This window comes from Lentzea xerophila (assembly GCF_051094245.1).
GTDB lineage: Bacteria > Actinomycetota > Actinomycetes > Mycobacteriales > Pseudonocardiaceae > Lentzea > Lentzea xerophila.
Map to the genome: position 1 here is coordinate 2966004 of NZ_CP194934.1, position 22093 is coordinate 2988096.

23 protein-coding genes are annotated in these 22093 nt (G+C 71.6%); 13 read left to right on the forward strand and 10 right to left on the reverse strand.

Annotated features, from left to right (window positions below):
• Positions 1-63: 63 nt before the first annotated feature.
• Complete coding sequence (locus ACRSBM_RS14385) at positions 64-639, reverse strand: VanZ family protein (protein WP_434443867.1); 576 nt, start codon at positions 637-639, stop codon at positions 64-66.
• A 114-nt stretch (positions 640-753) separates the two neighbouring features.
• On the opposite strand from ACRSBM_RS14385, the gene ACRSBM_RS14390 reads away from it, so the two are divergent.
• The 4 genes from ACRSBM_RS14390 (at position 754) to ACRSBM_RS14405 (ending at position 4195) form a co-directional block, all read left to right on the forward strand.
• Positions 754-1791, forward strand: a complete 1038-nt coding sequence (locus ACRSBM_RS14390) for a sensor histidine kinase (RefSeq protein ID WP_434443870.1) — start codon at positions 754-756, stop codon at positions 1789-1791.
• Positions 1784-2842 carry a hypothetical protein gene (locus tag ACRSBM_RS14395; RefSeq protein WP_434443872.1) on the forward strand — a complete coding sequence of 353 codons (1059 nt, stop codon included), beginning with the start codon at positions 1784-1786 and terminating at the stop codon, positions 2840-2842. Before ACRSBM_RS14390 ends, ACRSBM_RS14395 begins: the two co-directional genes overlap by 8 nt.
• Positions 2827-3471 carry a response regulator gene (locus ACRSBM_RS14400; RefSeq protein ID WP_434443873.1) on the forward strand — a complete coding sequence of 215 codons (645 nt, stop codon included), beginning with the start codon at positions 2827-2829 and terminating at the stop codon, positions 3469-3471. The genes ACRSBM_RS14395 and ACRSBM_RS14400 overlap by 16 nt, the downstream gene beginning before the upstream one ends.
• A 91-nt stretch (positions 3472-3562) precedes the next feature.
• Entirely contained in the window at positions 3563-4195 is a 633-nt protein-coding gene (locus ACRSBM_RS14405) for a hypothetical protein (protein ID WP_434443874.1), read from the forward strand.
• Here ACRSBM_RS14405 and ACRSBM_RS14410 read toward each other — a convergent pair whose 3' ends face one another.
• Positions 4196-4855, reverse strand: coding sequence for a response regulator (locus tag ACRSBM_RS14410; RefSeq protein WP_434443875.1), 660 nt, complete (start codon positions 4853-4855; stop codon positions 4196-4198). It abuts the gene before it with no gap.
• The gene (locus tag ACRSBM_RS14415) at positions 4852-5994 is read right to left on the reverse strand and encodes a sensor histidine kinase (RefSeq protein ID WP_434443876.1); all 1143 of its coding nucleotides are present in this window, start codon (positions 5992-5994) and stop codon (positions 4852-4854) included. Before ACRSBM_RS14415 ends, ACRSBM_RS14410 begins: the two co-directional genes overlap by 4 nt.
• Positions 5995-6129: 135 nt before the next feature.
• On the opposite strand from ACRSBM_RS14415, the gene ACRSBM_RS14420 reads away from it, so the two are divergent.
• From ACRSBM_RS14420 to ACRSBM_RS14445, 6 genes are all read left to right on the forward strand, one after another.
• Positions 6130-7467, forward strand: a complete 1338-nt coding sequence (locus tag ACRSBM_RS14420) for a hypothetical protein (RefSeq protein ID WP_434443877.1) — start codon at positions 6130-6132, stop codon at positions 7465-7467.
• A complete protein-coding gene (locus ACRSBM_RS14425) occupies positions 7464-7850 on the forward strand; it encodes a FixH family protein (protein ID WP_434443878.1) in 387 nt (128 codons plus the stop codon). Before ACRSBM_RS14420 ends, ACRSBM_RS14425 begins: the two co-directional genes overlap by 4 nt.
• A 16-nt stretch (positions 7851-7866) precedes the next feature.
• Entirely contained in the window at positions 7867-8958 is a 1092-nt protein-coding gene (locus ACRSBM_RS14430) for a hypothetical protein (RefSeq protein WP_434443879.1), read from the forward strand.
• A complete protein-coding gene (locus tag ACRSBM_RS14435; RefSeq protein WP_434443880.1) occupies positions 8951-9466 on the forward strand; it encodes a hypothetical protein in 516 nt (171 codons plus the stop codon). Before ACRSBM_RS14430 ends, ACRSBM_RS14435 begins: the two co-directional genes overlap by 8 nt.
• 70 nt (positions 9467-9536) lie before the next feature.
• Complete coding sequence (locus ACRSBM_RS14440; protein WP_434443881.1) at positions 9537-10502, forward strand: hypothetical protein; 966 nt, start codon at positions 9537-9539, stop codon at positions 10500-10502.
• Positions 10503-10510: 8 nt separating this feature from the next.
• Positions 10511-10858 (forward strand): sunset domain-containing protein, encoded by a 348-nt coding sequence (locus tag ACRSBM_RS14445; RefSeq protein WP_434443882.1) that lies wholly within the window; start codon positions 10511-10513, stop codon positions 10856-10858.
• A 26-nt stretch (positions 10859-10884) separates the two neighbouring features.
• Here ACRSBM_RS14445 and ACRSBM_RS14450 read toward each other — a convergent pair whose 3' ends face one another.
• Positions 10885-11748, reverse strand: a complete 864-nt coding sequence (locus ACRSBM_RS14450) for an alpha/beta fold hydrolase (protein WP_434443883.1) — start codon at positions 11746-11748, stop codon at positions 10885-10887.
• 53 nt (positions 11749-11801) lie between these two features.
• Here ACRSBM_RS14450 and ACRSBM_RS14455 point away from each other — a divergent pair, with 53 nt between their 5' ends.
• The gene (locus ACRSBM_RS14455) at positions 11802-14639 is read left to right on the forward strand and encodes a BTAD domain-containing putative transcriptional regulator (protein ID WP_434443884.1); all 2838 of its coding nucleotides are present in this window, start codon (positions 11802-11804) and stop codon (positions 14637-14639) included.
• A 12-nt stretch (positions 14640-14651) separates the two neighbouring features.
• On the opposite strand, the gene ACRSBM_RS14460 is transcribed toward ACRSBM_RS14455, so the two are convergent.
• From ACRSBM_RS14460 to ACRSBM_RS14480, 5 genes are read right to left on the reverse strand one after another with little or no spacing between them, the layout of a single operon-like run.
• A complete protein-coding gene (locus ACRSBM_RS14460) occupies positions 14652-16088 on the reverse strand; it encodes an acyl-CoA synthetase (protein WP_434443885.1) in 1437 nt (478 codons plus the stop codon).
• Positions 16027-17343 (reverse strand): MFS transporter, encoded by a 1317-nt coding sequence (locus tag ACRSBM_RS14465; protein WP_434443886.1) that lies wholly within the window; start codon positions 17341-17343, stop codon positions 16027-16029. The genes ACRSBM_RS14460 and ACRSBM_RS14465 overlap by 62 nt, the downstream gene beginning before the upstream one ends.
• A 10-nt stretch (positions 17344-17353) precedes the next feature.
• Positions 17354-17815 (reverse strand): MaoC family dehydratase, encoded by a 462-nt coding sequence (locus tag ACRSBM_RS14470; protein WP_434443887.1) that lies wholly within the window; start codon positions 17813-17815, stop codon positions 17354-17356.
• A complete protein-coding gene (locus ACRSBM_RS14475) occupies positions 17812-18687 on the reverse strand; it encodes an amidohydrolase family protein (protein ID WP_434453078.1) in 876 nt (291 codons plus the stop codon). Before ACRSBM_RS14475 ends, ACRSBM_RS14470 begins: the two co-directional genes overlap by 4 nt.
• A gap of 11 nt (positions 18688-18698) precedes the next feature.
• Entirely contained in the window at positions 18699-19577 is an 879-nt protein-coding gene (locus ACRSBM_RS14480) for an SDR family oxidoreductase (RefSeq protein WP_434443888.1), read from the reverse strand.
• A 91-nt stretch (positions 19578-19668) separates the two neighbouring features.
• Between ACRSBM_RS14480 and ACRSBM_RS14485 the strand changes: the two genes are divergently transcribed.
• Positions 19669-20466 carry a PaaX family transcriptional regulator gene (locus ACRSBM_RS14485; RefSeq protein WP_434443889.1) on the forward strand — a complete coding sequence of 266 codons (798 nt, stop codon included), beginning with the start codon at positions 19669-19671 and terminating at the stop codon, positions 20464-20466.
• Between the two features lie 128 nt (positions 20467-20594).
• Here ACRSBM_RS14485 and ACRSBM_RS14490 read toward each other — a convergent pair whose 3' ends face one another.
• The gene (locus ACRSBM_RS14490) at positions 20595-20990 is read right to left on the reverse strand and encodes a RidA family protein (protein WP_434453080.1); all 396 of its coding nucleotides are present in this window, start codon (positions 20988-20990) and stop codon (positions 20595-20597) included.
• A 97-nt stretch (positions 20991-21087) separates the two neighbouring features.
• On the opposite strand from ACRSBM_RS14490, the gene ACRSBM_RS14495 reads away from it, so the two are divergent.
• Positions 21088-22053 carry a helix-turn-helix transcriptional regulator gene (locus tag ACRSBM_RS14495; RefSeq protein WP_434443890.1) on the forward strand — a complete coding sequence of 322 codons (966 nt, stop codon included), beginning with the start codon at positions 21088-21090 and terminating at the stop codon, positions 22051-22053.
• Positions 22054-22093 lie beyond the last annotated feature (40 nt).

Genomic DNA, 22093 nt, shown 5'->3' on the forward strand with positions numbered 1-22093 from the left:
CCACGACCGGGACGCGAGTGCGGCCAGCCCGGCGCCGGCGGCGTTGAGCAGCACGGCACGTCGTCATCGGGCCGCGACGAGCTGCGGCCGGTTCGGTACCACCGCGTGCTTGGGACGCCACCACGACCGGGACGCGAGTGCGGCCAGTCCGGCGCCGGCGGCGTTGAGCAGCACGTCGTCCACTGAGGACACCCGGTCCAGCCGCAGCGCGAACTGCGCGATCTCGAGGAAGGCGGAACACCCCGCCCCGAGGGCCAGGACCCGCCACACCGACCGCAACGCCGCGAACCTCAGCGGGGCGAAGAACCCGACCGCCGCGAACACCAGCAGGTTGCCGATGATCTGGCCGGTGTCCCCGTGGGAGACGAGGTCGGTCAGGTCCGCGAACGGCACGAGGCTCAGCCTGCCGGGAGCGACACCCGGTTCCGCGCCGGGGAGCATGATGATCCACACCGACGGCAGGGTCCCGTAGACCATGCCGACGTCGGCGAGCGACGCCCGCCACGGTCCAGCGGTGCCGCGCGACCTCCGGACGAACGCCAGGAGCAGCACCGCCAGTGCGGCCACCGGCAGCCCCACCACCGTGGAGAACACCACCCCGGTCTCCGTACCGATCCACTCCTGCCAGGTGTCGAGCACGCCGAACTCCGCTTCTGAACGCCGGTGAGACGTCCACTGAACCTGAACGGCCGTTGCCGGGGTGTACGCGTTTTTCGATATGCCGGCGATATGCCGGCGGGCGGGTTCGGCAGAATGCGGGACGTGCTGCTGGAGGCGAGGCTCCTCGCGACGGTGTCCCGTCTCGCGGGCCCCGTTCGCGGTGCGGGCGTCGTGCTGATCAGCTTCTTCGGTGCCGTCTCGCTGAGCTCGACGCTGGGCTGGGCACTGTTCGCGTTCGTCGCGGCGAGCACGGTGGCCGACTTCCGCCTGCCCCGCGTGGCACTGCCGGTGGCGTTCGTCCGGGTCGTGGCGCTCTCAGTGGTGTTGGGTGCCGACGCCCACCAGTGGGTGCTGACCGTGCTCACGACGACCCTGATCACGTGGCAGTGGCAGTGGCCGCCGCGGGTCACCGTGCCCGCGACCGCGGCCCTGCTCGCCGTGCAGGTCGTGACGACCGGGCCGGACGTGCTGGTGCGGGCGGTGCTGGAGTCGGTGCTCGCGCGGCTGTCCTACGAGCTGCTGCGCCGGTCGAGCCGCCGGGTCGACGCGTTGCGCGAGCGTGCCGCCGAGCAGAACCGGGCGGCGGCGATCGCACTGGACCGCGGCCGGCGGGAACGCGAGTACCTGGCGTTGCTGCACGACACGGCGGCGGCGACGTTCCTGATGGCCGCGCACGGCGGTGATCCATCGGCGGTGGCCGCCCATGCGCGCCGGGACCTGGCGGTGCTGGCCGAGCGGGGCAACGCGCAGGGGACCGTGGACCTCGGCGCCGCGCTCACGGCGGTGGCGCGCGACAGTTCCGTGCGGGTGAGGGTGCGGGCCGAGGTCGTGACGGTGCCGGCCGGCGTCGCGCTGGCGTTCGTGCGGGCCGCACGGGAACTGCTCACGAACGTCGAACGGCACGCGGGCGCGACGGCCGTGGACCTGACGGTGTCGCGGTCGGACGGCGGCGCGGTGGTCGTCGTCCAGGACGACGGCCGGGGGTTCGAGCCCGCCGCCGTGCCCGAGCACCGGCGCGGCCTGCGCGGTTCGGTGACCGGTCGCATGGCCGCGGCAGGCGGCGAAGCCGTGATCGAGTCGAAGCCCGCACACGGCACCACCGCACGACTGGTGTGGGCCGCCCATGACTGATCACGCCGTCGTCCTCACCACGCGCCAGGTCCTGCTGGTCGTGGTGGTCACCACCCAGCTCGTCCTCTTCCTGCCCTCGCTCGCCGGGAACCCGCACGGCCCGGCGGCGTGGATCGCCTACGGCCTGCTCACCTCGGTGCTGGGCGTCGTCGCCGGACACGTCGCGGCCGGACGCGCGAGGGTCCCCGTGCCCCTCGCCGCGGTGGTGCTCACCTCGTCGGTGCTGGCGGCGACCGCCCTGCCCCCGGGAACCTCCTTCGCCTCCGCCGAATGGGGCTTCGGGCTCGTCGGCTGGTACCTGTTGCTGGTGCTGGTCGAGCGGCCGGTGTGGCTGATCACCACCCTGACGGCACATGTCTGCTTCAGCATCGCGTGGTTCGCGCACGCCGGGAACGGTGACGTCGGCGCCGCCGGGGTCGTCATCCTCAGCGGCACCAGCTTCCAGCTCGGCGTCATGGTGATCACGCGCGTCCTGCTGCGGGACGCCCGCCTCGCCGTCGAGGCCGCCGCCGAGCACGACGCCGCTCGCACCCGTGAAGAGCTTGTCCGCCAACGCGAACAGGACCTGCGAGCCGGGTTCGAAGGCCAGTTGGGCGCGTTGCTGCCGCTGCTCGCCGACCTCGCGGACGAGCAGGTGAGCGTGGCCGACGAGACGACCCGGCTGCGCTGCTCCGTGGCAGCGGTGCAGCTGCGCAGGTTGTTCGCCGAGAACGACGACGTGCCCGACCCGTTGCTGCACGAACTGACCGCGTGCGTGGACGCCGCCGAACGCCGCGGTGTCGTCGTCTCGCTCGCCGTCAGCGGCACGGTCACACCGGTGCCGACGGAGGTGCGGCGAGAGTTGGTGGCGCCGATGGCCCAGGCACTCGCCGCCGCCGGTGGGCGTGCGAAGGTGAGCCTGCTGCGCACCGCCACCGAGGTGCGCGTGGCCGTGGTGGCCGACGCGGCGTCCGTGCTGCCGGAGGCGGGAAACGCGCGGGCGCCGGTCAGCGTCGAGACGAGCATCCACAGTGGACTGGTGAGGAGCGAGGCGCGATGGCGGACGACGTGACGGCGGTCGTGGTCGACGACCATCCCGTGGTGCGCGCGGGAGTGGCGCACTGGTTGTCGACGGCCGGGATCGAGCTCGTGGCGAGCGGCGAGAACCCCGCGGTGGCGTGGACCGGACCCGGCGCCAAGGCCTCGGTGGTCGTCCTCGACCTGCACCTCGCCGGCGTCACGCCCGCCACGGCCGAGCTGCGCAGGCTCGTCGAGGACGGACGCAGGGTCGTCGTCTACTCGATGCGGTCCGACGACGAGATCGCCTTGCAGTGCCTGGAGATCGGGGCACTGAGCTACCTCACCAAGGCCGAGGGCGCCGACCACCTCGTGCAGGCGGTACGCGCGGCGGCGGCCGGTCAGTCGTACACACCCCCGGCGCTCGCGGGCGCGCTGGCGGGTGACAGGTCGGAGACGCGGCCCGCCCTGTCACCGCGCGAGACCGAGGTCCTCGTCGAGTGGTTCCAGTCGGAGTCGAAGGAGTTCGTGGCGCAGCGGCTGAACATCACGCTCAGTACGGTGAACTCACACCTGGAGCGGATCAGGGTGAAGTACGCCGCGATCGGCAGGCAAGCCCCCACGAAGGCGGCGCTCGTCGCACGGGCCATCCAGGACGGACTGATCGGCCTCGACGACCTCTGAGCCGCGTGTGGTGTGAACGACCGATACCGTCGCGTCCACTTCGGACCTAGCCTCCAGTGCATCCAACGGTTCGGCATCGAGGAGCTCAGCAGTGACGCACGCCCGTGGCCCCCTGTTCATCGCCGCCATCGCGACGGCGGGCCTGGTCCTGTCGGCCTGTGGCTCCGAGACCTCCGGTTCGGCGACACCCGCCACGGACTCGACGACGCCCACGACCAGCAGCAGCGCGGAAGAGCCCACCACCGAGTCCTCCGCGGCGCCCGTGGCCGCCGGTGGTGACGTCACCGCCCCTGGCACGAAGCTGAAGGTCGGTGCCCGCGCTGTCATTCCCGTGACCTCCGGTGACAAGAGCGGCACGATCGCCGTCACCCTCACCGCCATCGAGGCGGGAGCGAAGGAGGACCTCGCCAAGTTCGGCGACAAGGCCAAGAACATCACGCCGTTCTACCTGCGGCTCAAGGTCGAGAACCTGAGCGGCACCGACCTGAGCTACACCTCGGTCGCCCTGCGCGGCCTCGGCGAGGACGGCAAGGGCACCGGCGTGATCATCTCCGGTGACACGCCGAAGTGCGACTCCACCAGCGCGCCGAAGACGTTCAAGGCGGCGGGGGAGACCTACGAGACCTGCACGCTGAGCGGGGCTCCGGACGGGTCGAAGGTCTCCGGCGCCGAGTACAACCGCAGCGGCGAGTACGTGAAGTCGCCGGTCACCTGGGAGAGCTGATCAGCGGCGGGGCTGCACCAGGCCGTTGATGTGCGCGTAGGCCACGGCGTGCACCCGGTCCCGCAGCCCCAGCTTCGACAGCACCCGCGACACGTGGGTCTTCACCGTCTCGTCCCCGACGTGCAGCCGCGCGGCGATCTCGGCGTTGCTGTACGCCGCCGCGACCAGCTGCAGCACCTCGCGTTCGCGCACGGTGAGCAGGTCGAGCTCCGGCGGCGTCGGGGGAGGCGCGAGGCTGACGGCGAACCGCGCGATCAGGCGTTGCGTCACGGACGGGTCGATCAGCGCGTCGCCACGGGCCGCGACCCGGACGGCCGAGATCAGTTCCTCCGGCGGTAACGACTTCAGCAGGAATCCGCTGGCACCGGCCTTGAGCGCACGGTAGACGTACTCGTCGGCGTCGTAGGTCGTCAGCAGCAGGACCTTGGTGCGGTTCGCGGGGTCGGAGAGGATCATCTCCGTCGCGCCGAGACCGTCCAGCTTGGGCATCCGGATGTCGAGCACAGCCACGTCCGGGCGCAATCGCGCGACCTCGGCGACGGCGGCCCTGCCGTCGCCGACCTCCGCCACGCACCGCAGGTCGTCCTGCGTGTCGAAGATCGCGCGCAGGCCCGAGCGCAGCATCGCGTGGTCGTCGGCGAGCAGCACCGACAGGGTCATGACGCCTCCAGGGGGAACGTGACGACGGTGCGCCAGGTCCGGCCGTCCGGTTCGAGCCCGGAGCGGGCCGTCCCGGCGAACATGGCGGCGCGGTTGCGGATGCCGACCAGGCCCCGGCGCACCGAGCCCGAGTCGTCACCGCGCCCGGCCACGTTCCACGCGGCGACGGTGAGCGAGTCCGGTGCGTACTCCAGGGTCACGGTCACGCCCGACGAGTCGCCGTGCCGCAGGGCGTTCGTCAGCATCTCCTGGATGATCCGGTAGACCGTCACGTCCAACGACTCCGGCACGTCGCGCTGCTGCCCGCGCATCTCCAGCCGCGCCGGCGTGCCTGCCGCGCGCACACCGTCGAGCAGCTCGTCGAGGTTGCCGAGGCCCGGTTGCCGGGCGCCCTCGGAGTTGTCGCCGTGCAGCAAGTCGAGCAGGTGCCGCAGATCCACCATGGCCGCGCGGCTCGACGTCTCGACCGCCCGCAGCGAGTTCGTCAGGCCGGGGTTGCCCTCGGGCAGGCCCAGCCGGGCGGCGCCGGCGTGCAGACCGATCGCGCTCACGTGGTGGATGATCACGTCGTGCAGGTCGCGGGCGATCGCGCCGCGCTCCTCGGTGATCGCTTTGGTGACAGCCGCCTTCGCGTCCTTCTCCGCCATCGCCGCACGCTTCTCGAGCTCGGCGAGGTAGGCGCGGCGGGCCGTCGTGTACCGGCCGACGAGCCACGGCAGCAACGCTCCCTTGCCCGCGACGAGCACCGCGTACAGCAGGCCGTAGTCCGCGAAGAACATGCACGCCATCAGGCTGGCCGAAAGCACTCCCAGCGACGCGAACGCCGGTGTGCCGCGCAGCCAGGCCCCCGCCCGGTACCCGGCGATCAGCATTCCCGCGTCGTTGGCGTCGTTGGTGTCCAACCCGTTGCTCATCGTGAGGAGGACGATCACCGGGACGGCCGCCTGCGCCGCCGCGACCCAGCCCGACAGCCGCGCGGGGCCGGCCAGCATCGCGTCCACGGCCAAGGTCAGCGCGAGCACGACCAGGGTCTCCTGGAACGGTTCGCGGTCCAGCAGCACGAATCCGCCGTCCACGATCATGCACACGGTCGCCACCAGCCACGACTGGTGCCTCAGGGGGAGCTTGATCGAGTCCATCGGGATGAATCCTGCCGCATCGCCGGCCCGAGGTCCTCCCGCTTGGCAGGGGTCGGGGATCCCCCGCGCGGGGGACCCGAGTTCCGTCCCGGCAGTGACGCGGTGCTCCGGCCGTGATCGATACGTTCGGTCGCGATGAAACGACGTGTAGTGACCTTGCTGCTGGCGCTGGGGGCGGTCCTGGGGATCGCGGCACCGGCGCTGGCCGACGGCGCCCAGTCCGGCGCCGACATCCACGTGGCGCAGAGCCTCGGCGACCGCGACCTCACGGTGATCATCCGGCGGGTCGCGGAGGTGCCCGGCCCCGTGCACGTCGACGTGGTGACGCACGCCGGGACACCGCCGGGCGAGCTCACGCTGACGTTGCGGGCGGCGGGTGCGCCGAGCAGTACGACCGAGGTCGTCCTCGGTGCCACGCCGGGCTTCCACTCCGGTGTGCTGCGCGTCGACCGGCCAGGCCCGTGGGAGCTGGCGGTCGACGAGGCCACCATTCCGTTCGTCGTCCCGGCTCTCGTGCCGCCACCGTGGGAGAACGCGACCTACGGCGGGTTCATCGCGGCCGGCCTGCTGCTGCTGGCGGCGCTGCTGTTCGCCGTGTTCGGCAAACCCGGTCTCGCGCTCGTCCCCACCGCCGGGATGGTCGCGGCGGTGGCGGTCGGGGTGACGGGGGCGTTGCTGGCACCGAGCATCCCGCCGGTCGCGGCTCCGGGCACGCAGCTGGACCCGACGTACGACAACGTCCTGAACCCGTACGCACGAACGTCCATAGTGGACTTCTCCCGGCCTCCGGTGAACCTGGTGCCGCGCATGGAGGACAGGGACCTCGTGCTCAGCCTCACCGACGGGTCCTCCGGCCGTCCGGTCGACGACCTGCTGGTGCACGACAGCGCGTTCGTCCACCTGGTCGTGGTGTCGCCGTCCGGGAACCTCCGGCACCTGCACCCGGTCCGCACGGCGCCCGGTGAGTACCGCGCCCGGCTGCGGGACCCGGAGCAGGGCACGCACGCGGTCGCGGCGGAGATCGCCCGGCGCGGCGGAGGAGTGCAGCTGCTCCGCTCGAGCATCGGCGTGCCCGGCACGGCCACGGCCGCTCCGAACGACGGGAAGGCCGACCTGGTGGCGGAAGTCCGGGAGGCGGGCAGGCCGAGCACCATCACCGCGAAGTTCGGTGAACGCGACCTGCAACCGTGGCTGGGGATGCTCGGGCACATGATCGTCGTCGGGCCGGTCTCGGACGGTGCCGCGAACGCCCCGATCTGGGCGCACGTGCACTCGATGATCCCGCCGGTACCGGGCGTGCCCGGCCAGCCCGACGAGAGCGTCGCCGCATACGGACCGGACGTGCCGTTCACCTACTCGTTCCCGTTGCCGGGCAAGTACCTCGTGTGGATCCAGGTCGAACGGAACTACTCGATCGTCACCGTTCCCACGGTCGTCGACGTCCCCGCACCGAAGGAGGTGCCGTCCAGGTGAGGCGCTCCGTGCCGGGTGTGCTGGCCGGCGTGATCGCGCTGGTGGCGGCACTGGTCGTGCTGTGGCCGCGCGCCGTCGAGGCTGAGCCGCACCTGGCCGAAAGCGGCCGGTTCCGCTTCGTGCTCACACCCGCGAGCACGAGGTCCGGCAGCAACTCGTTCGACCTGCGCATCACCGACCGCTCCGGCAACGCCGCCCAGGGCGACGTGACGGTCGAACCGGCGATGCCACAGATGGGCCACGCGCTCGCCCCGATCACCGCGACGGCGCTGGCACCCGGCCGGTACCAGGTCCCGCACGTCGACCTGTTCATGTCCGGTCAATGGGAGATCACGGTCTCACTCAGCACGGAGCGGGTCGTCATCCCGCTCCTGCTCACCTGAAGGGGGAGGAACACCAGTGGACATCACGGCGGTGGCGTCACCGGCGAGGGCGGTGCCGAGGGGACTGGTCCCGGCGAGCGTCGTGCTCGGCGGCACCCTGCTCTCGCTCATCGGTCTGACCTGGGATATCCAGTGGCACTCGGATGTCGGGCCGGACACGTTCTTCACCATGCCGCACCTGTTCCTGTACTCGGGCAGTGCGGTCTCGGGCCTGGCGAGTCTCGCCGTCGTCCTGATGACGACGGCGGACGCCAGGCGTGCCAAGGCCGTCGACCCGATCGTCGGCGGCCGCGCGGTCGGTGTCCTCGGCCGGACGTTCTCCGCGCCCGTCGGCTACCTGGTCTCCGGCATCGGCGCGGCCCTGTTCCTGGTCTACGGGCTGTGGGACCAGTGGTGGCACGGCCTGTACGGCTTCGACGCGGTGATCGACTCACCGCCGCACATCGGGCTCCTGCTGTCGATCTCGATCACGATGGTCGGCGCGGTCATGGTCTTCTCGGTCGCGCGCGGCCAGCGGTGGGGGACCTACGGCGTCGCGGGGGCCGCGGCCACGTTGCTCGCGTTCAGCATGGTGACCGTGATCGGTCTGCAGGCGCTGCCCGGCGGGCCCGTCGACACGATCATCGCGGGCAGTGCGTTCTTCTCGGTGATGATCCTGTTCATGGGCGCGTATGTCCACCAGCGGCGGGGCGGCGCGCTGGCCGTCGCAGTCGTCGTCGCGGCACTGCAGGCCGTGTTCTGGTGGTTCTCCCCGTGGGCGACCGAGGTCTACGCGGACGCCACCGGTCTGCCGTTGCGCGACTACGCCGACGGCGTTCCCGAACTGCCCAGCATGCTCCCGATGAGCCTGATCCTCGTCGCGGTCGCCGTGGAGCTGCTGCACAGGGCGCCCGCCTGGGTGCCGGGAGCGGTCGGCGGCGTGATCATCACCGCCTGCCTGCCCCTGCAGCACGTGCTCGTGTACGGCAGCGACTTCCCGAACGCCGGTGGGTACGTCGCCACCGTCGTGGCGGGCGCGGTCCTCGGCGCTCCCGCCGGGATGCTCGGCCGGCGGTTCGGTCAGATGCTCCGCCACCTCGCACCCGCAAAGGAAAACCGCCATGCGTAAGACGTTGCTGGGACTACTGGGCACCGCCGCCCTGCTGTTCGGCCTGGCCGCCCCGGCGCTGGCGTTCGAACCGGTGAACGTCGTGCACACCGAGAAGGTGCAGGCGGGACCGTACGACCTGACCATCGGGTTCAGCACCTGGCCGGTCAAGGCCATGCAGTCACTGGACTTCACCTTCGCGCCCGAGGACGGCATCACGGGCAAGAAGGGCACGCTGACCTTTCTCCACAACGGTGTGGAGGAGGCCGGCGACCCGCTGGCGCGCCATCCCCGCAAGCGGGATGTGTGGGGCCTCGACATCCACGCCCTGCCCGAGCCGGGGACGTGGTCACTGCGGTTCGACGTCGACGGACCGTCGGGCGCGGGGACGGGAGAGCTGAAGAACCTCCAGGTCATGGAGCAGCCGGGTCCGCCGATGGGACTGTCCTGGGCGATCAGCACCATCCCGTTGTTCGGGCTCGTCGCGTTCATCGTCATCGCGTGGCGGAGGACGGGGACCACCACCTGACCGGGTGAAGTTCCACCCGAACGGCTGAAGCGGCTCGCTTCTCGCTCTCGCGGTCCGGTACTTCCTGCCCGTGCGTTTGCCTCACGCGGTTTGGATCGGCGGGCTGTTGGTGCCCGCGCTGCTCGCCGCCACCGGCGTGTTCCTCCACGGCGGTGGCATCGAGCGGACGCTGCACGCCGACGTGCGTTCGGCGCTGGGAAAGGCCGGCTACCACGGCGTTGTCGCGGTGAGCGGTCGCTCGGTCGTGGTCAGCGAGGTCGCGCCGCGGTCGGTCGACGCGGTGCGCGCCGTGGTGTCCGACGTGTCCGGCGTCGGCACCACCGACGTGCGGGTGGCCGAGCCCGAGCAGCTGCTCGTGGCGGTGCGAGGTGCCGAGGTCCTGGTGTCCGGCGCGGTGGCCGACGACGCGGAACGCCACGCGCTCATCGAGGCGGTGCGGTCCGAGAACCACCGCGTCACGGCCGCGCTCCGGTTCGGCGGCCTGCTGCCGATCCCACCGGCCGTGATCGGGCGCGTGGTCACCGCCGCGTTGTCCGCCAAGGTGTCCGACGTGACCGCGACCGTCCACCGCGGTCAGGTCGTGATCGCCGCCCGCGTGCCGGACGAGGCGCGTGCGACGGCCGTCCGGGACGCCGTCCAGCGGGCGGCGAACGGTCTGCGGGTCAAGGACCGCATCGAGGTCGGATCGTCCGCGGCCACCGGCGACCTGAACGTCGAGGCCCTGCACGACTCGATCTCGCGGCTCGTCGACGGCAACGGCGCGATCCGGTTCGTCCAGGGCACGACGGCGTGGGAGGGCCACGGCCAGGTGCTCGCGCAGCGCGTCGGCCGCATGCTCCTGGTCGCGCCGCGTGCCTCGATCACCCTGGTGGCACACGGCACGGATCCCGCGGTGGCGTCGACACGCGCCCAGATGGTGCGGGACGTGCTCGTCGGCCAGGGCGTGGCAGCCGCGTTGATCGCCACCGAGACCCGCCCCGCCCCCGACGGCGAGTACGACCCGGCCACGCGCCAGGTCGACGTCGTCGTCCGTTAGGAGTTCCCGTGCTCTGGTTGTTCTCGCAGATGTTCTTGCTGTGCGCGGTGTCGTTCGCCGCCGGCTCGCTCGTGACGTGGTCGGCGGTGCGCGGCCGCCCGCAGCCTGAGCGGCCCAAGGCGCGGCTGGCCCTGCCCGCGCCCCGGCCGGCGGCGGAGCAGGTGGTGATCGCGAAGCAGCCGGTGGTCGAGCAGGAGCCGTTGCCCGTCAAGGGCAACCCGAAGACGAGGGTCTACCACACGCCCGAATCTCCTTACTACCGGCGGATGAAGGGCGACACGACGTTCGGTTCGGAGGCCGAGGCACTCACGGCCGGCTACCGGATGTGGACCACCAAGGGCCGCGTCAAGGCGTAGCGAACGAGGCTCGGCAGCCTCTCCCGCTATCGCTTGACCAGATCGCGGATCGCCGTGGCGACGACGTCCGGCGCCTCCTCCGCCATGAAGTGTCCACACGAGACCGTGCGGTGGTCGAGGTCGGGTGCCCAGGCCCGCCACAACGCCTCGGCGTCGAAGCCGAGTGCCGCGCCCCAGTCCTGCTGCAGCACGGTGACGGGCATCGTCAGCTGGTTGCCCGCCTCGCGGTCGGCCGTGTCGTGCTGGACGTCGATCGTCGCCGACGCCCGGTAGTCCGCCACGATCGACGTCACCGCCTCCCGCGAGGCGCGCAGGTACTCGGCGCGCACGTCGGCGGGGAACGGCGAAGTGCTCCAGATGTCGAGGAAGTGGCCGAAGAACGCGTCCGGACGCGCGCTGATCAGCTCTTCGGCCAGACCGGGTGGCTGGGCCATCAGGAACAGGTGGAACCCGACGGCGGCGGTCGTTCCGCGCATCACGTCCCACATGTCCAGCGTGGGCAGGACGTCGAGCGACGCGAGGTGCGTGACGTGCCGCGGGTGGTCGAGGCCGGTCCGGAACGCGACGAGCGCGCCCCGGTCGTGACCTGCCAGGGCGAACCGGTCGTGGCCGAGCGCCTGGGCGACCTGGACGACGTCGGCGGCCATGGTGCGCTTGGCGTAGGTGGTGCCGGTGTCGGCGGGCTTGTCGCTGTCGCCGTAGCCGCGCAGGTCGGGCATGATCACGGTGTGGTCGGCGGCCAGGTCGGCGGCGACGTGCCGCCACATCAGGTGGGTCTGCGGAAAGCCGTGCAGCAGCACGATCGGACTGCCCTCGCCGGTGGTGGCGACGTTGAGCTCGACGCCGTCGGAGACCCGGACGCGCTGGTGGTCGAATGCGGTGTGGTTCACGCTGCCACTGTGCGCGCGCCCGATCAGCAACCAATCAGCGTTAGGGCCAGCGGGTGGTGACGTTCGGGGTGCTGGGCCCGCTGACCGCGGGATCGGCCCGCCTCGGCGGCCCGAAGCAGCGCGCTGTGCTGGCCCGGTTGCTGGTCGCCCGGCGCCGGGTCGTGCCGGTGCGCACGCTCGTCGCCGACCTCTGGGAAGATCCGCCGGACGGCGCGGTCGGCACGGTGCAGACGTTCGTCGGGGCGTTGCGCAAGGCGCTGGAACCCGATCGTCCACCCCGGACTCCGTCGACGTTGCTGGTCACCGAGGGCGCGGGGTACGCGTTGCTCGCCGAGGACGTGGACGCCTGGCGGTTCGGGGAGATGCTGGGCGGCGACCTGTCCGTGCTGGACAGTGCGCTGGCGCTGTGGCGTGGCCCCGCGTACGCCGAGTTCGCCGACGCGCACTGGGCGCGGGCGGAGATCGACCGGCTGGAGGAGTTGCGGCTCGTCGCGGTCGAACGCCGGGCCGAAGCCGCGCTGGCGCTGGGACGTGCGGCCGGTGTCGCCGCGGATCTGCGCGCTCACCTCGCCGAACACCCGTGGCGGGAGAAGGCGTGGAGCCTGCTCGCGCTGGCGTTGTACCGCGAAGGACGTCAGGGCGACGCGCTGGCGGCGGTGCGAGAGGCACGGCACGCGCTCGTCGAGCACCTCGGTGTCGATCCGGGCGCGGAGCTGCGTGCGCTGGAGTCGGACATCCTCGCGCAGTCGCCCAGCCTCACGCCCTCTCTTCCAACGTCGCTGGTGGGACGGTCCTCGGAGGTGGCGGCGCTGCACACCGCCGTGCCGGCCGCGGGACTGGGGATCGCGCTGGTGACCGGGGAGGCCGGCGTCGGCAAGACCGCGCTGGCCGAGGCGTTCACCTCGGAGCTGGGTGGGAGGGGATGGACGACGGTCTGGGCGCGGTGCCCGGAGGACGCGCCGGTGGCGTGGCCGTGGCAGCAGGTCGTGGAGGCGTTGGGGGAGGAGCTGAGCGCCACCGACCGCTTCCACCTCCGTCTTTCCGTCGTGTCCATGGTGGAGGCGGCGGCTCCGGTGCTGGTGGTGCTGGACGACCTGCACCAGGCTGACGATGAGACGTTGGCGGTCCTGGCGGCGTTCACGACTCGCAGGCTCTCCGGCCGCGTGCTGATCGTCGCGACCTCGCGCACCGCGGTGCCGCTGGAGGCCTTGGCCCGGGCCGAACCGGTTCGCGTCGAGCTCCGAGGCCTGGACGAGGAGGCGGTCGCCGCGCTCGTCGGGCCACTCGACGCGCGGGCGATCCACGAGCGCAGCGGCGGCAATCCGTTCTACGTGAAGGAGCTTGTCCGGCTGGTCAACTCCGGTGGGGACCTCGGCTCGGTGCCGGCGGGCGTCCGGGACGTCCTGCGCCACCGGCTCGCCAGGCTGCCGGCGCAGCCGCGGCGGGTGTTGCGCCAGGCGTCGGTGCTCGGGCGGGACGTCGAGGTGGACCTGCTGGCCGCACTGGCCGGCGAGGACGTGCTCGACGCGCTGGACCTCGCCGTCGAGGCGGGCTTCGTCGTCGAGGTGGCGTCCGGTCGCGCCCGGTTCACCCACGCACTGGTGCGCGACACGGTGTACGAGGACGTGTCGCTGACCAGGCGTGCACGCTGGCACGCCGCCGTCGCCTCCGCGCTCGAATCGCTGCGCCCCGACGACGTCCAGGTGCTCGCGCACCACTACCTGCTCGCCGGTGCGCGAGGTGAGCCGGCGGTCAGGGCGCTGGCGGATGCCGCGGAGGTCACGAGGTCGCCCCGTGAGGCGGTGCGGTTGTGGCGGGCGGCGATCGAGGCTGCCGGCTCGGCCCGGCTCGATCTGCTGACCGGGCTGGTCAGGGCGTTGGCGGTCAGCGGAGACCTGGAGGAGGCGCGGAAGCAGAGGTCGGCCGCACTGCGCATGGCCGGTGATCCGCGGGCGACGGCCGAGGTGATCGGATCGTTCGACGTGCCCGGCATCTGGACGACGAACGACGACCCGGCGCACTCCGCCGAACTCGTCGCCGCCGCCGAACGCACCCTGACGAGCTTCCCCGGCCCCACCGCGACCCGCGCCCGCCTGCTCGCGACGATCGCGATGGAGGAACGCGGTACCGGCACCCGCCTGCCCGAGGCCGTGGAGGCCGAGGCCATCGCCCGCGACCTCGGTGATCCGGCGCTCGTCGCGTTCGCGCTGAACGCCCGTTTCATGCACACGTTCCACCGCACCGGCCTGGCCCCGGAACGCGCCGCGATCGGCCGCGAACTTCTCGCGGTCACACCCGATCTGGTCACCCACCAGGTCCTCGGCCACCTGATCCTGGTCCAGGCCCACGCCGCACTGGCCGAGTTCGCCCTCGCCGACGAGCACGCGGCCGCCGCCGACGAGCTGGCGCAACGCCACGACCTGCCGCTCGTCGGCGTCTTCACCGACTGGTACGCGGCGCTGAAACTCGCGGCGTCCGGGCAGAGGGCCGAAGCCGACCATGCTTACCGGGCCGCCGCCGCCCGCGTGCGGGGGACCGGCATGTGGGGCATGGAACGCGGACTCCTGCCACTGGCCCTGCTCAGCCTGCACGGTCCGTCCACTGTGGACCTCGACGACGACTGGGGTCCACACCTCGACTGGGTGCGCCCGCTCGCGTTGCCCGTCGACGAGGCGCTGGCCGCCGCGCGAGCGTTGCCGCCAGGACCCGCCGACCTGCTCAGCGAGGTGCGGGCGTGCCTGCTGGCGATGGCGGCGATCCGGCTGAACGATCCCGAACTGCGTGAACGGGCCTACGAGCTGCTGTTGCCCGCCAAGGACGAGCTGGTGGCGGGCACCGGGCTGTTCACGTTCGGCCCGGTGAGCCGCTACCTCGACGAGCTACGCGGCTGACCTCGGAGCCGGTCACAGCGGCATCCGGCGCAGCGCGGGTTTGAGCACCTTCCCGGAACCCGTGCGCGGCAGCTCGGACACCACCTCCACGTGCACCGGGATCTTGTACTTCGCCAGGCGTGGCACCAGGAACTCCCGCAACCCGGCCACGTCCACCGCGGCGCCGTCGCGAGGCCGCACGAAGGCGCGTCCGACCTCGCCCCAGCGCTGGTCCGGCACCCCGACGACGGCGACCTCGGCCACGTCCGGGTGTGAGGTGATCGCGTTCTCCACCTCGGCCGGGTAGACGTTCTCCCCGCCCGAGATGAACATGTCCTTCAGCCGGTCGACGACGTACAGGTGACCGTCGTCGAGCCGGCCGATGTCCCCCGTGCGGAACCACCCGTCCTCGGTGAACGCGGCCGCGGTGGCGACCGGGTCGTTCCAGTAGCCGGGGGTCACGTTCGGGCCCTGCACCTCGATCTCACCGCTCGCGGCGAGCCGCAGGTCGCCGAAGAACACCGGCGTCCCGGCCGAACCCGCCCTGCGCACGCTGTCCGCCGCCTCCAGGAAGCTGGCACCGGGCGCGGTCTCGGTGAGCCCGTAGCCCTGGCAGAACACCAGGCCCCGGTCCTGGTAAGCGTGGATCACCGCGTCCGGTACCGCCGCCCCGCCGCACAGCAGCACCCGCAACGACGACAGGTCCGCGGCGGGCCAGCGCGGCGAGGAGGCGAGGTCGGCGTACATCGTGGACACACCGAACATCCACGTCACGCGGTGCTTCTCGATCAGGTCGACGCACTCGTCCACGTTCCAGCGCGGGGTGATCACGCTGTGCCCGCCCTTGACGAACGTGGGCAGCAGTGTCTGGGTGAGCGCGGCGACGTGGAAGAGCGGGGCGGCGACCAGCGCGACGTCGGACGTCGCGATGTCGACGCCGATCATCAGGTTGAACGTGTTCCACAACAGGTTGGCGTGGCTCAGCAGCGCGCCCTTGGGCCGGCCGGTGGTGCCGGAGGTGTAGAGGATCAGCGCGATGTCCTCCACGGCCACCGGCACGTCCAGCGGCTCCTCCGAACCACCCGCGAGCCAGTCCTCGTACGAGTCGAGCGAGATCGCCCGCGGATGGTCCGTGCCGTGCGACGGCGCGTGGACCAGCACGTGCGCGCCGCTGTCGGCCAGCTGGTAGTCGATCTCCGCCGGGGTGAGGCGGAAGTTCAGCGGCACGAAGATCGCGCCGAGCTGGTGCGTGGCGAACATCGTCTCGGCGAACGACGGGTGGTTCGGGCCGAGGTACGCGACCCGATCACCACGATCCACGCCCAGTTCCCGCAACCGCCACGCCAGGCGGGTGGTGCGGACCGCCAGTTCCCCGTAGGTCGTCGAGACTCCGTCGTAGGTGAACGCTTCACGCTTCGGTGCCATGCGCGCGCGGCGGTGTGGCCAGCTGCCCAGTCCCGCGTTCCGCATTCCGGTCTCCTGTCAGGCTGGTGTGGCTGGTTTCCCGCAGCGCCATCGTGCAGACCACGGTGAGCAGGCAGAACGCCGCGAGGATGAACGGGATGGCGCCCGTGCCGGCGGTGCTCTGCACCTGCGCGAAGAGCAACGGCGCGAGGCCGGCGCCCAGGCCGGCGAGCTGGTAGCCGAGCGAGGCACCCGTGTAGCGGCTGCCGGTGCTGAACAGCTCGCTGTAGAGCGCGGCGAGCGGGCCGTACATCATCGGGTGGATCACCGCCTGGCCGAGGACGAGCGCGATGACGACGAACCCGTTGTCCACCAACGGGAACAACGCGAACCCGAACGCGGCCATCAGGACGGCGCCCGCGAGCACGACAGGCCGGCGCCCGAACCGGTCCGAGGCCGCCGACCACGCGATGATGCCGATCACGGCGAGCGCGGAGGACAGCGTCAGGGCGTTGAGGATCTCCTGCCTGCTGTTGCCCGCCTGAACGCCGTACGCGAGCACGAACGTCGTCAGCGTGGACTGCGCCACGAACGCCGCGAGCCCGACCCCGATCGCGAGTAGCAGCGTGCGCGGGTGGTTGCGCAGCACGTCGGCCAACGGCGCGGAGGTGCGTGTGCGCTCGGCCTTGAAGACCGGCGTCTCCTCGACCTTCATCCGCACGAACAGGCCGATGCCGAGTAGCACGACACTCAGCAGGAACGGCACACGCCAGCCCCACTCGAGGAACGCCTGTTCCCCCACCAGCGCGGCGGTTCCGGTGAGCGCGGCCGTCGACAGCACCATCCCGCACGGCGCGCCGGCGTTGGTGAAGCTGGCCCACAGCCCACGTCGTGAGGTCGCGTGCTCGGCCGACATGAGGACCGCGCCGCCCCATTCACCGCCGACGGAGACGCCCTGCACGACCCGCAGCAGGATCAGCCCGGCCGGGGCGAGCCAGCCGGCCTGCGCATAGGTGGGCAGCAGGCCGATCAGGAAGCTCGCCACGCCCATCAGGCTCATGGTGAGCACGAGCATCTTCTTGCGCCCCAGCAGGTCCCCGTAGTGTCCGAAGAGGATTCCGCCGAGCGGCCGGGCGAGGTAGCCGGTGGCGAACGTGCCGAAGCTCGCGATCGTGCCGACCAGCGGGTCCAGCGAGGAGAAGAAGACCTTGTTGAACACGATCGCGGAAGCGGTGGCGTAGAGCAGGAAGTCGTAGTACTCGATCACGCTGCCGAGGAAGCTCGACGTGACGGCACGGCGTAACTGCGTTGTATTCGCCATGACTGCACCTCTATGTGTAGTGGCGGTAGACGGCACGTGCGACGCAGGCGGGCTTCGCGGAGTCCTCGATCTCGACGGTGAAATCGACGGTGAGCTGGACACCGTCGCCCGCCACGTCCTCGGCGGACGCGACCCGGCCCAGCAACCGGATCTTGGCGCCGACCGGCACCGGGGCGGGGAAGCGCACCTTCTCCAGGCCGTAGTTGAGGCTCATCCGCACGCCCGAGACGTCCAGCAGCTCTCCCGTCAGCGGGATGAGCAGCGCGAGCGTGAGGTAGCCGTGGGCGATCGTGCCGCCGAACGGGCCGGTGGCGGCGCGTTCCGGGTCGACGTGGATCCACTGGTGGTCGTCGGTGGCGGTGGCGAAGGTGTCGACGCGGTCCTGGTCGATCTGCAGCCAGTCGGTGTGGCCGAGGTCCTTGCCTGCCAGGGCCTTGAGCTCTTCGAGTCCGGTCACGGCGGTGGTGGTCACGCGTTCTCCTTGACGAGTCCGAGCAAACGGGCGGCGTTGTGCTTGAGGATCTTGGGGCGGACCTCGTCGGAGATGTCGATCTTGGCGAAGTCGGCGAGCCAGCGGTCGGGGGTGATCACCGGATGGTCGGAGCCGAAGAGGACCTTGTCCTGCAGCAACGTGTTGGCGTAGCGCACGAGCTGCGGCGGGAAGTACTTCGGCGACCAGCCGGAGAGGTCGATGTGCACGAACGGCTTGTGCGTCGCGACGGCGAGCGCCTCGTCCTGCCAGGGGAACGACGGGTGCGCGAGCACGATCCTCAGCTCCGGGAAGTCGACGGCGACGTCGTCGACGAGCATCGGGTTGGAATGCTTGAGCCTGATGCCACCGCCGCCCGGAACACCGGCGCCGATCCCGGTCTGTCCACTGTGGAAGAGCGCGGGGACACCGAGCTCCTCGATCACCTCGTACAGCGGGTAAGCCATCCGGTCGTCGGGGGAGAAGTCCTGCAGGCTCGGGTGGAACTTGAAGCCCCGCACGCCGTGTTCCTCGACGAGCCGGCGCGCCTCCCGGACGGCGGCGCGACCCTTCCACGGGTCGACGCTCGCGAACGGGATCAGCACGTCGGCGTGCTCGGCGCAGGACGCGGCGATCTCCTCGTTGGAGATGCGCGGGTGGCCGGTGGCGTGCTCGGCGTCGACCGTGAAGATGACCGCGGCCATCTTCCGCTCCCGGTAGATCGCGGCGGTCTCGGCGATCGTCGGCTGCCGGTGGGCGGCCTTGAAGTACCTGGAGGACGCCTCGATCAGGGCAGGACTGAGGGAACTGTGGCCGTCGCGGGAGATCTCGGCGTGCGTGTGGACGTCGATCGCGACCAGGCTGTCCACATCCATCTCGGGAACGTTCACGGCGCCACCGGAGCCGGAATGCCGTAGGTCTCGGGTTCGAGCTCGCTCCACCGCCCGGCGATCGCGGCCGCGGTCCAGCCACCGTCCGCGAACAGGACCTGCTTCTCGGCGGGATGCGCCCAGAGCGCGAGCCGGTCGCCACCGATGCCGATCGCCTGCCCGGTGATGCCCTTCGCCTCGTCCGAGGCGAGGTAGACGATCAGCTCGGCGACGTCCTCGACAGTGCCGAGCCCCTCGTCCCGGCGCAGCCACTCCGGCAACGGCGTACCGGTCCGTTCCGACTCCTCGATCACCGGCGCGAACGCCGGAATCGTGCGCGTCATCTCGGTGGCGGCCACCGGGACGACGGCGTTGACGGCGATGTCCGACCGGGCCAGTTCCAGCGCCCAGGTCCGTGCCATGGCGGCGATCCCGGCCTTGGCGGCGGCGTAGTTGGTCTGCCCGAAGTTGCCGCGCTGCCCCGCAGGCGACGAGATCAGCACGAGGCTGCCACCGGTGCCCTGCTCCCGCATCCTCACCGCCGCCGCGCGGGCGCAGGTGAACGTGCCGCGCAGGTGCACGTCGATCACGGCGTCGAAGTCGTCGTCCGTCATCTTCCACAACACGCGGTCGCGCAGGATGCCCGCGTTGGTGACCAGCACGTCGAGCCGGCCGAACTCCTCGACGGCGGTGGCGACGAGCAGGTCGGCGGTCTCGGTGGACCCGACCGGCGCGATCACCGCACGTCCGCCGATGCCCTCCGCGACCTCCCGCGCGGCTTCGTCCACGTCGTTGACCACCACCTGGGCTCCGTTGCGCGCCAAGGCTTCGGCGTACGCCCGCCCCAGCCCGCGGCCGGCGCCGGTGACGATCGCGACCTTTCCCGACAGCTCCATCCGACGAGTCCTCTCCGTGGGTGTCGCGACCCAAAGTAGGGCATATTCGTAACGCTCGTCTAGATGCTGCCCAACATGTATCGTGAGCGCCGTGACGCCCCAGTCCTTGATGCTCAACTTCCTGGGCCTGTACGTGTTCGACCGCGGCATCGCGGTCTACTCGGGCAGCGTGATCGACGTGTTCGGGCGCGTGGACGTCTCGGAGGAGGCGGTGCGCTCGACGCTGACCCGGATGGCCGCCCGCGGCCTGCTCGCCAAGCACCGCAACGGCCGCAAGGTCTACTTCGGACTCACTCCGCGCGCGACGGACGTCCTGCGGGACGGTGAGCGCCGGATCTGGCAGCGCGGCGCGGTGAACAGGGACTGGGACGGCAGCTGGACCCTCGTGGGCTTCTCGCTGCCCGAGGGCCGGCGCGGCGAACGGCACGACCTGCGCTCACGGCTGCAGTGGGCCGGGTTCGGTCCGGTGCAGAACGGCCTGTGGATCGCGCCCGGCACCCACGACGTCACCGAGATGGTCGAGAGCCTCGACCTGGCCGGGAACGTCACGGTCTTCACCGCCCAGCACGCCAAGCCGACCGAGGCGGCGGACCTCGCGCGCCGCGCGTTCGACACCGCCGCGATCGCCGCCCGCTACCAGGACTTCCTGGCGCGCTGGCGCGAGCCGGACGACGCGCTGCCCGACGACCTCGCGCGCCAGTTGCTGCTGCACGCGGACTGGCTCGACCTCGTGCGCCAGGATCCCCACCTGCCGGCCGAGTTGCTGGCCGGCGACTGGCCCGCCATCGAGGCCGAGCACCTGTTCCAGACCCTCGCCACCCGCTACGCCGAGACGGCGGCCCCGCTCGCCGAGGCCGCCATCGAGTCGATCGAGGTGTCCGCCGGCTAGGTCGCGGCCCCGCACTGGCCCGACGCCACTACACCGACGGCAGCGCCGGCCTGGTGGGAGCCAGGCCGGCGCTGCCGGGTACTGCGACGGAGGTACTCCTCGGCGAGCGCGGGTGCGCTCGCCGACCGTCACGCCACCGCGGTCCCTTCCAGCTCGACCAGCAGGTCCGGGATCGCCAGCCTGCTCACCCCGAGCATCGTCGTCGGAGGCGCCACCCGCGCCGCACCCAGCCGGGCCGCCAGCACGCCGTAGTGCTGGAAGAGCAGGTCGACGTCGGTGGTGTAGACGTTGAGCCGCACCAGGTTCGCGAGTGTCATGCCGGCCTCGCCCAGCACCGCCTGGAGGTTGTCGAGGCTCAACGCCAGCTGCGCCGCCATGTCACCGGCGTGCTCGGGCTGGCCCTCGGCGTTCATCGACGTCTGCCCGGCGCAGTACAGCGTCCGGGTCTGACCGGAGACCACCTCTCCCTGGTGGTAGCCCAGTTCCACCGACCACGGCCACGGGTCGACCGGCGTTCGTTCCACTGCCACGACAGCTCCATTCGATCTTCATCGACAAGTGCCGCCAGCTTCGCAACGAATACACGACATCCTCTGTCGTGTATTCCCGTAGGGTTTTCCCATGCGTGCCGACCGGTTGGTCTCGCTGGTTCTGCTGCTGCGCCGGCACGGTCAGTTGTCCGCGACCGCCCTCGCCCGCGAGCTCGAAGTGTCGACGCGGACGGTGTTGCGCGACATCGAGGCGTTGTCCGCGGCCGGTGTTCCGGTCTACGCCGAACGCGGCCGGCACGGCGGTTTCGTGCTGCTGCCCGGCTTCCGGACCGAGCTCACCGGGCTGAACCACGACGAGGCCCTCGCGCTGGTGGTGGCCGGGTCACGCCGCGGCGCACAGGTGTTCGGCCTCGGCTCGGCGCTGGCCTCGGCCGTGCTGAAGGTGGTCGACGCGCTGCCCGAGAGCTACCGGCACACCGCGGCCGGCGCGGCCGAGCGGCTTCTCGTCGACCCGGAGACGGATCTCCTCTCGCGCCGGGTCGACGCCGAGGAACTGCCCGACGCCGTGGTGGCCGAGGTCCGGCGCGCGGTGTTCGCCGGGCACCGGCTGCGCATCAGCTACGCGGCCGCGGACCAGGAACCGCGGTGGCGCACGGTCGACCCGATCGGCCTAGTCACCGTGCGCGGACAGGGTTACCTGCTGGCCACGAGGTCGGGTGAGGATCGCACCTACCGGCTGTCCCGGATCGCGGAGGCGGAAGAGCTCGGCGAGCCCGCGCGGCGTCCGGACCGGGTCGATCTGGGCCGGGCCTGGCAGGAGCGCAGCACGCGGTTCCGGGCCGGCGGCGACCAGGTCGCCGTGCTGCTGCGGCTGCATCCGGCGCGGCGCGAGGAGCTGGTGGGCACCGCGCTGGCCGTCCTCGCCGAGGAGACCGACGAGGACGGCCGGCTGCGCATGGAGGTCACCTTCCAGGACGCACGTCACGCCGAGTGGGCGTTGTGGCAGCTCTCGACGAGCGCGGAAGCCCTTGAGCCGCAATGGTTGCGCACTTCCCTACGGGACCGTGCCGCGACCGTCGCCGCCCGTTACGCCTGACCGGGGGTGCGGGCGGGAGACCGCCCGCACCCGTGCTGGG

Excerpts from the sequence above, each read along its gene's own strand:
- ACRSBM_RS14395 (WP_434443872.1), top strand. The coding sequence starts at position 1,784 with ATGACTGATCACGCCGTCGTCCTCACCACGCGCCAGGTCCTGCTGGTC.
- ACRSBM_RS14460 (WP_434443885.1), bottom strand. The coding sequence starts at position 16,088 with ATGCGGAACGCGGGACTGGGCAGCTGGCCACACCGCCGCGCGCGCATG.
- ACRSBM_RS14420 (WP_434443877.1), top strand. The coding sequence starts at position 6,130 with ATGAAACGACGTGTAGTGACCTTGCTGCTGGCGCTGGGGGCGGTCCTG.
- ACRSBM_RS14390 (WP_434443870.1), top strand. The coding sequence starts at position 754 with ATGCGGGACGTGCTGCTGGAGGCGAGGCTCCTCGCGACGGTGTCCCGT.
- ACRSBM_RS14465 (WP_434443886.1), bottom strand. The coding sequence starts at position 17,343 with ATGGCGAATACAACGCAGTTACGCCGTGCCGTCACGTCGAGCTTCCTC.
- ACRSBM_RS14480 (WP_434443888.1), bottom strand. The coding sequence starts at position 19,577 with ATGGAGCTGTCGGGAAAGGTCGCGATCGTCACCGGCGCCGGCCGCGGG.
- ACRSBM_RS14400 (WP_434443873.1), top strand. The coding sequence starts at position 2,827 with ATGGCGGACGACGTGACGGCGGTCGTGGTCGACGACCATCCCGTGGTG.
- ACRSBM_RS14410 (WP_434443875.1), bottom strand. The coding sequence starts at position 4,855 with ATGACCCTGTCGGTGCTGCTCGCCGACGACCACGCGATGCTGCGCTCG.
- ACRSBM_RS14475 (WP_434453078.1), bottom strand. The coding sequence starts at position 18,687 with ATGGATGTGGACAGCCTGGTCGCGATCGACGTCCACACGCACGCCGAG.
- ACRSBM_RS14435 (WP_434443880.1), top strand. The coding sequence starts at position 8,951 with ATGCGTAAGACGTTGCTGGGACTACTGGGCACCGCCGCCCTGCTGTTC.
- ACRSBM_RS14495 (WP_434443890.1), top strand. The coding sequence starts at position 21,088 with ATGCGTGCCGACCGGTTGGTCTCGCTGGTTCTGCTGCTGCGCCGGCAC.
- ACRSBM_RS14415 (WP_434443876.1), bottom strand. The coding sequence starts at position 5,994 with ATGGACTCGATCAAGCTCCCCCTGAGGCACCAGTCGTGGCTGGTGGCG.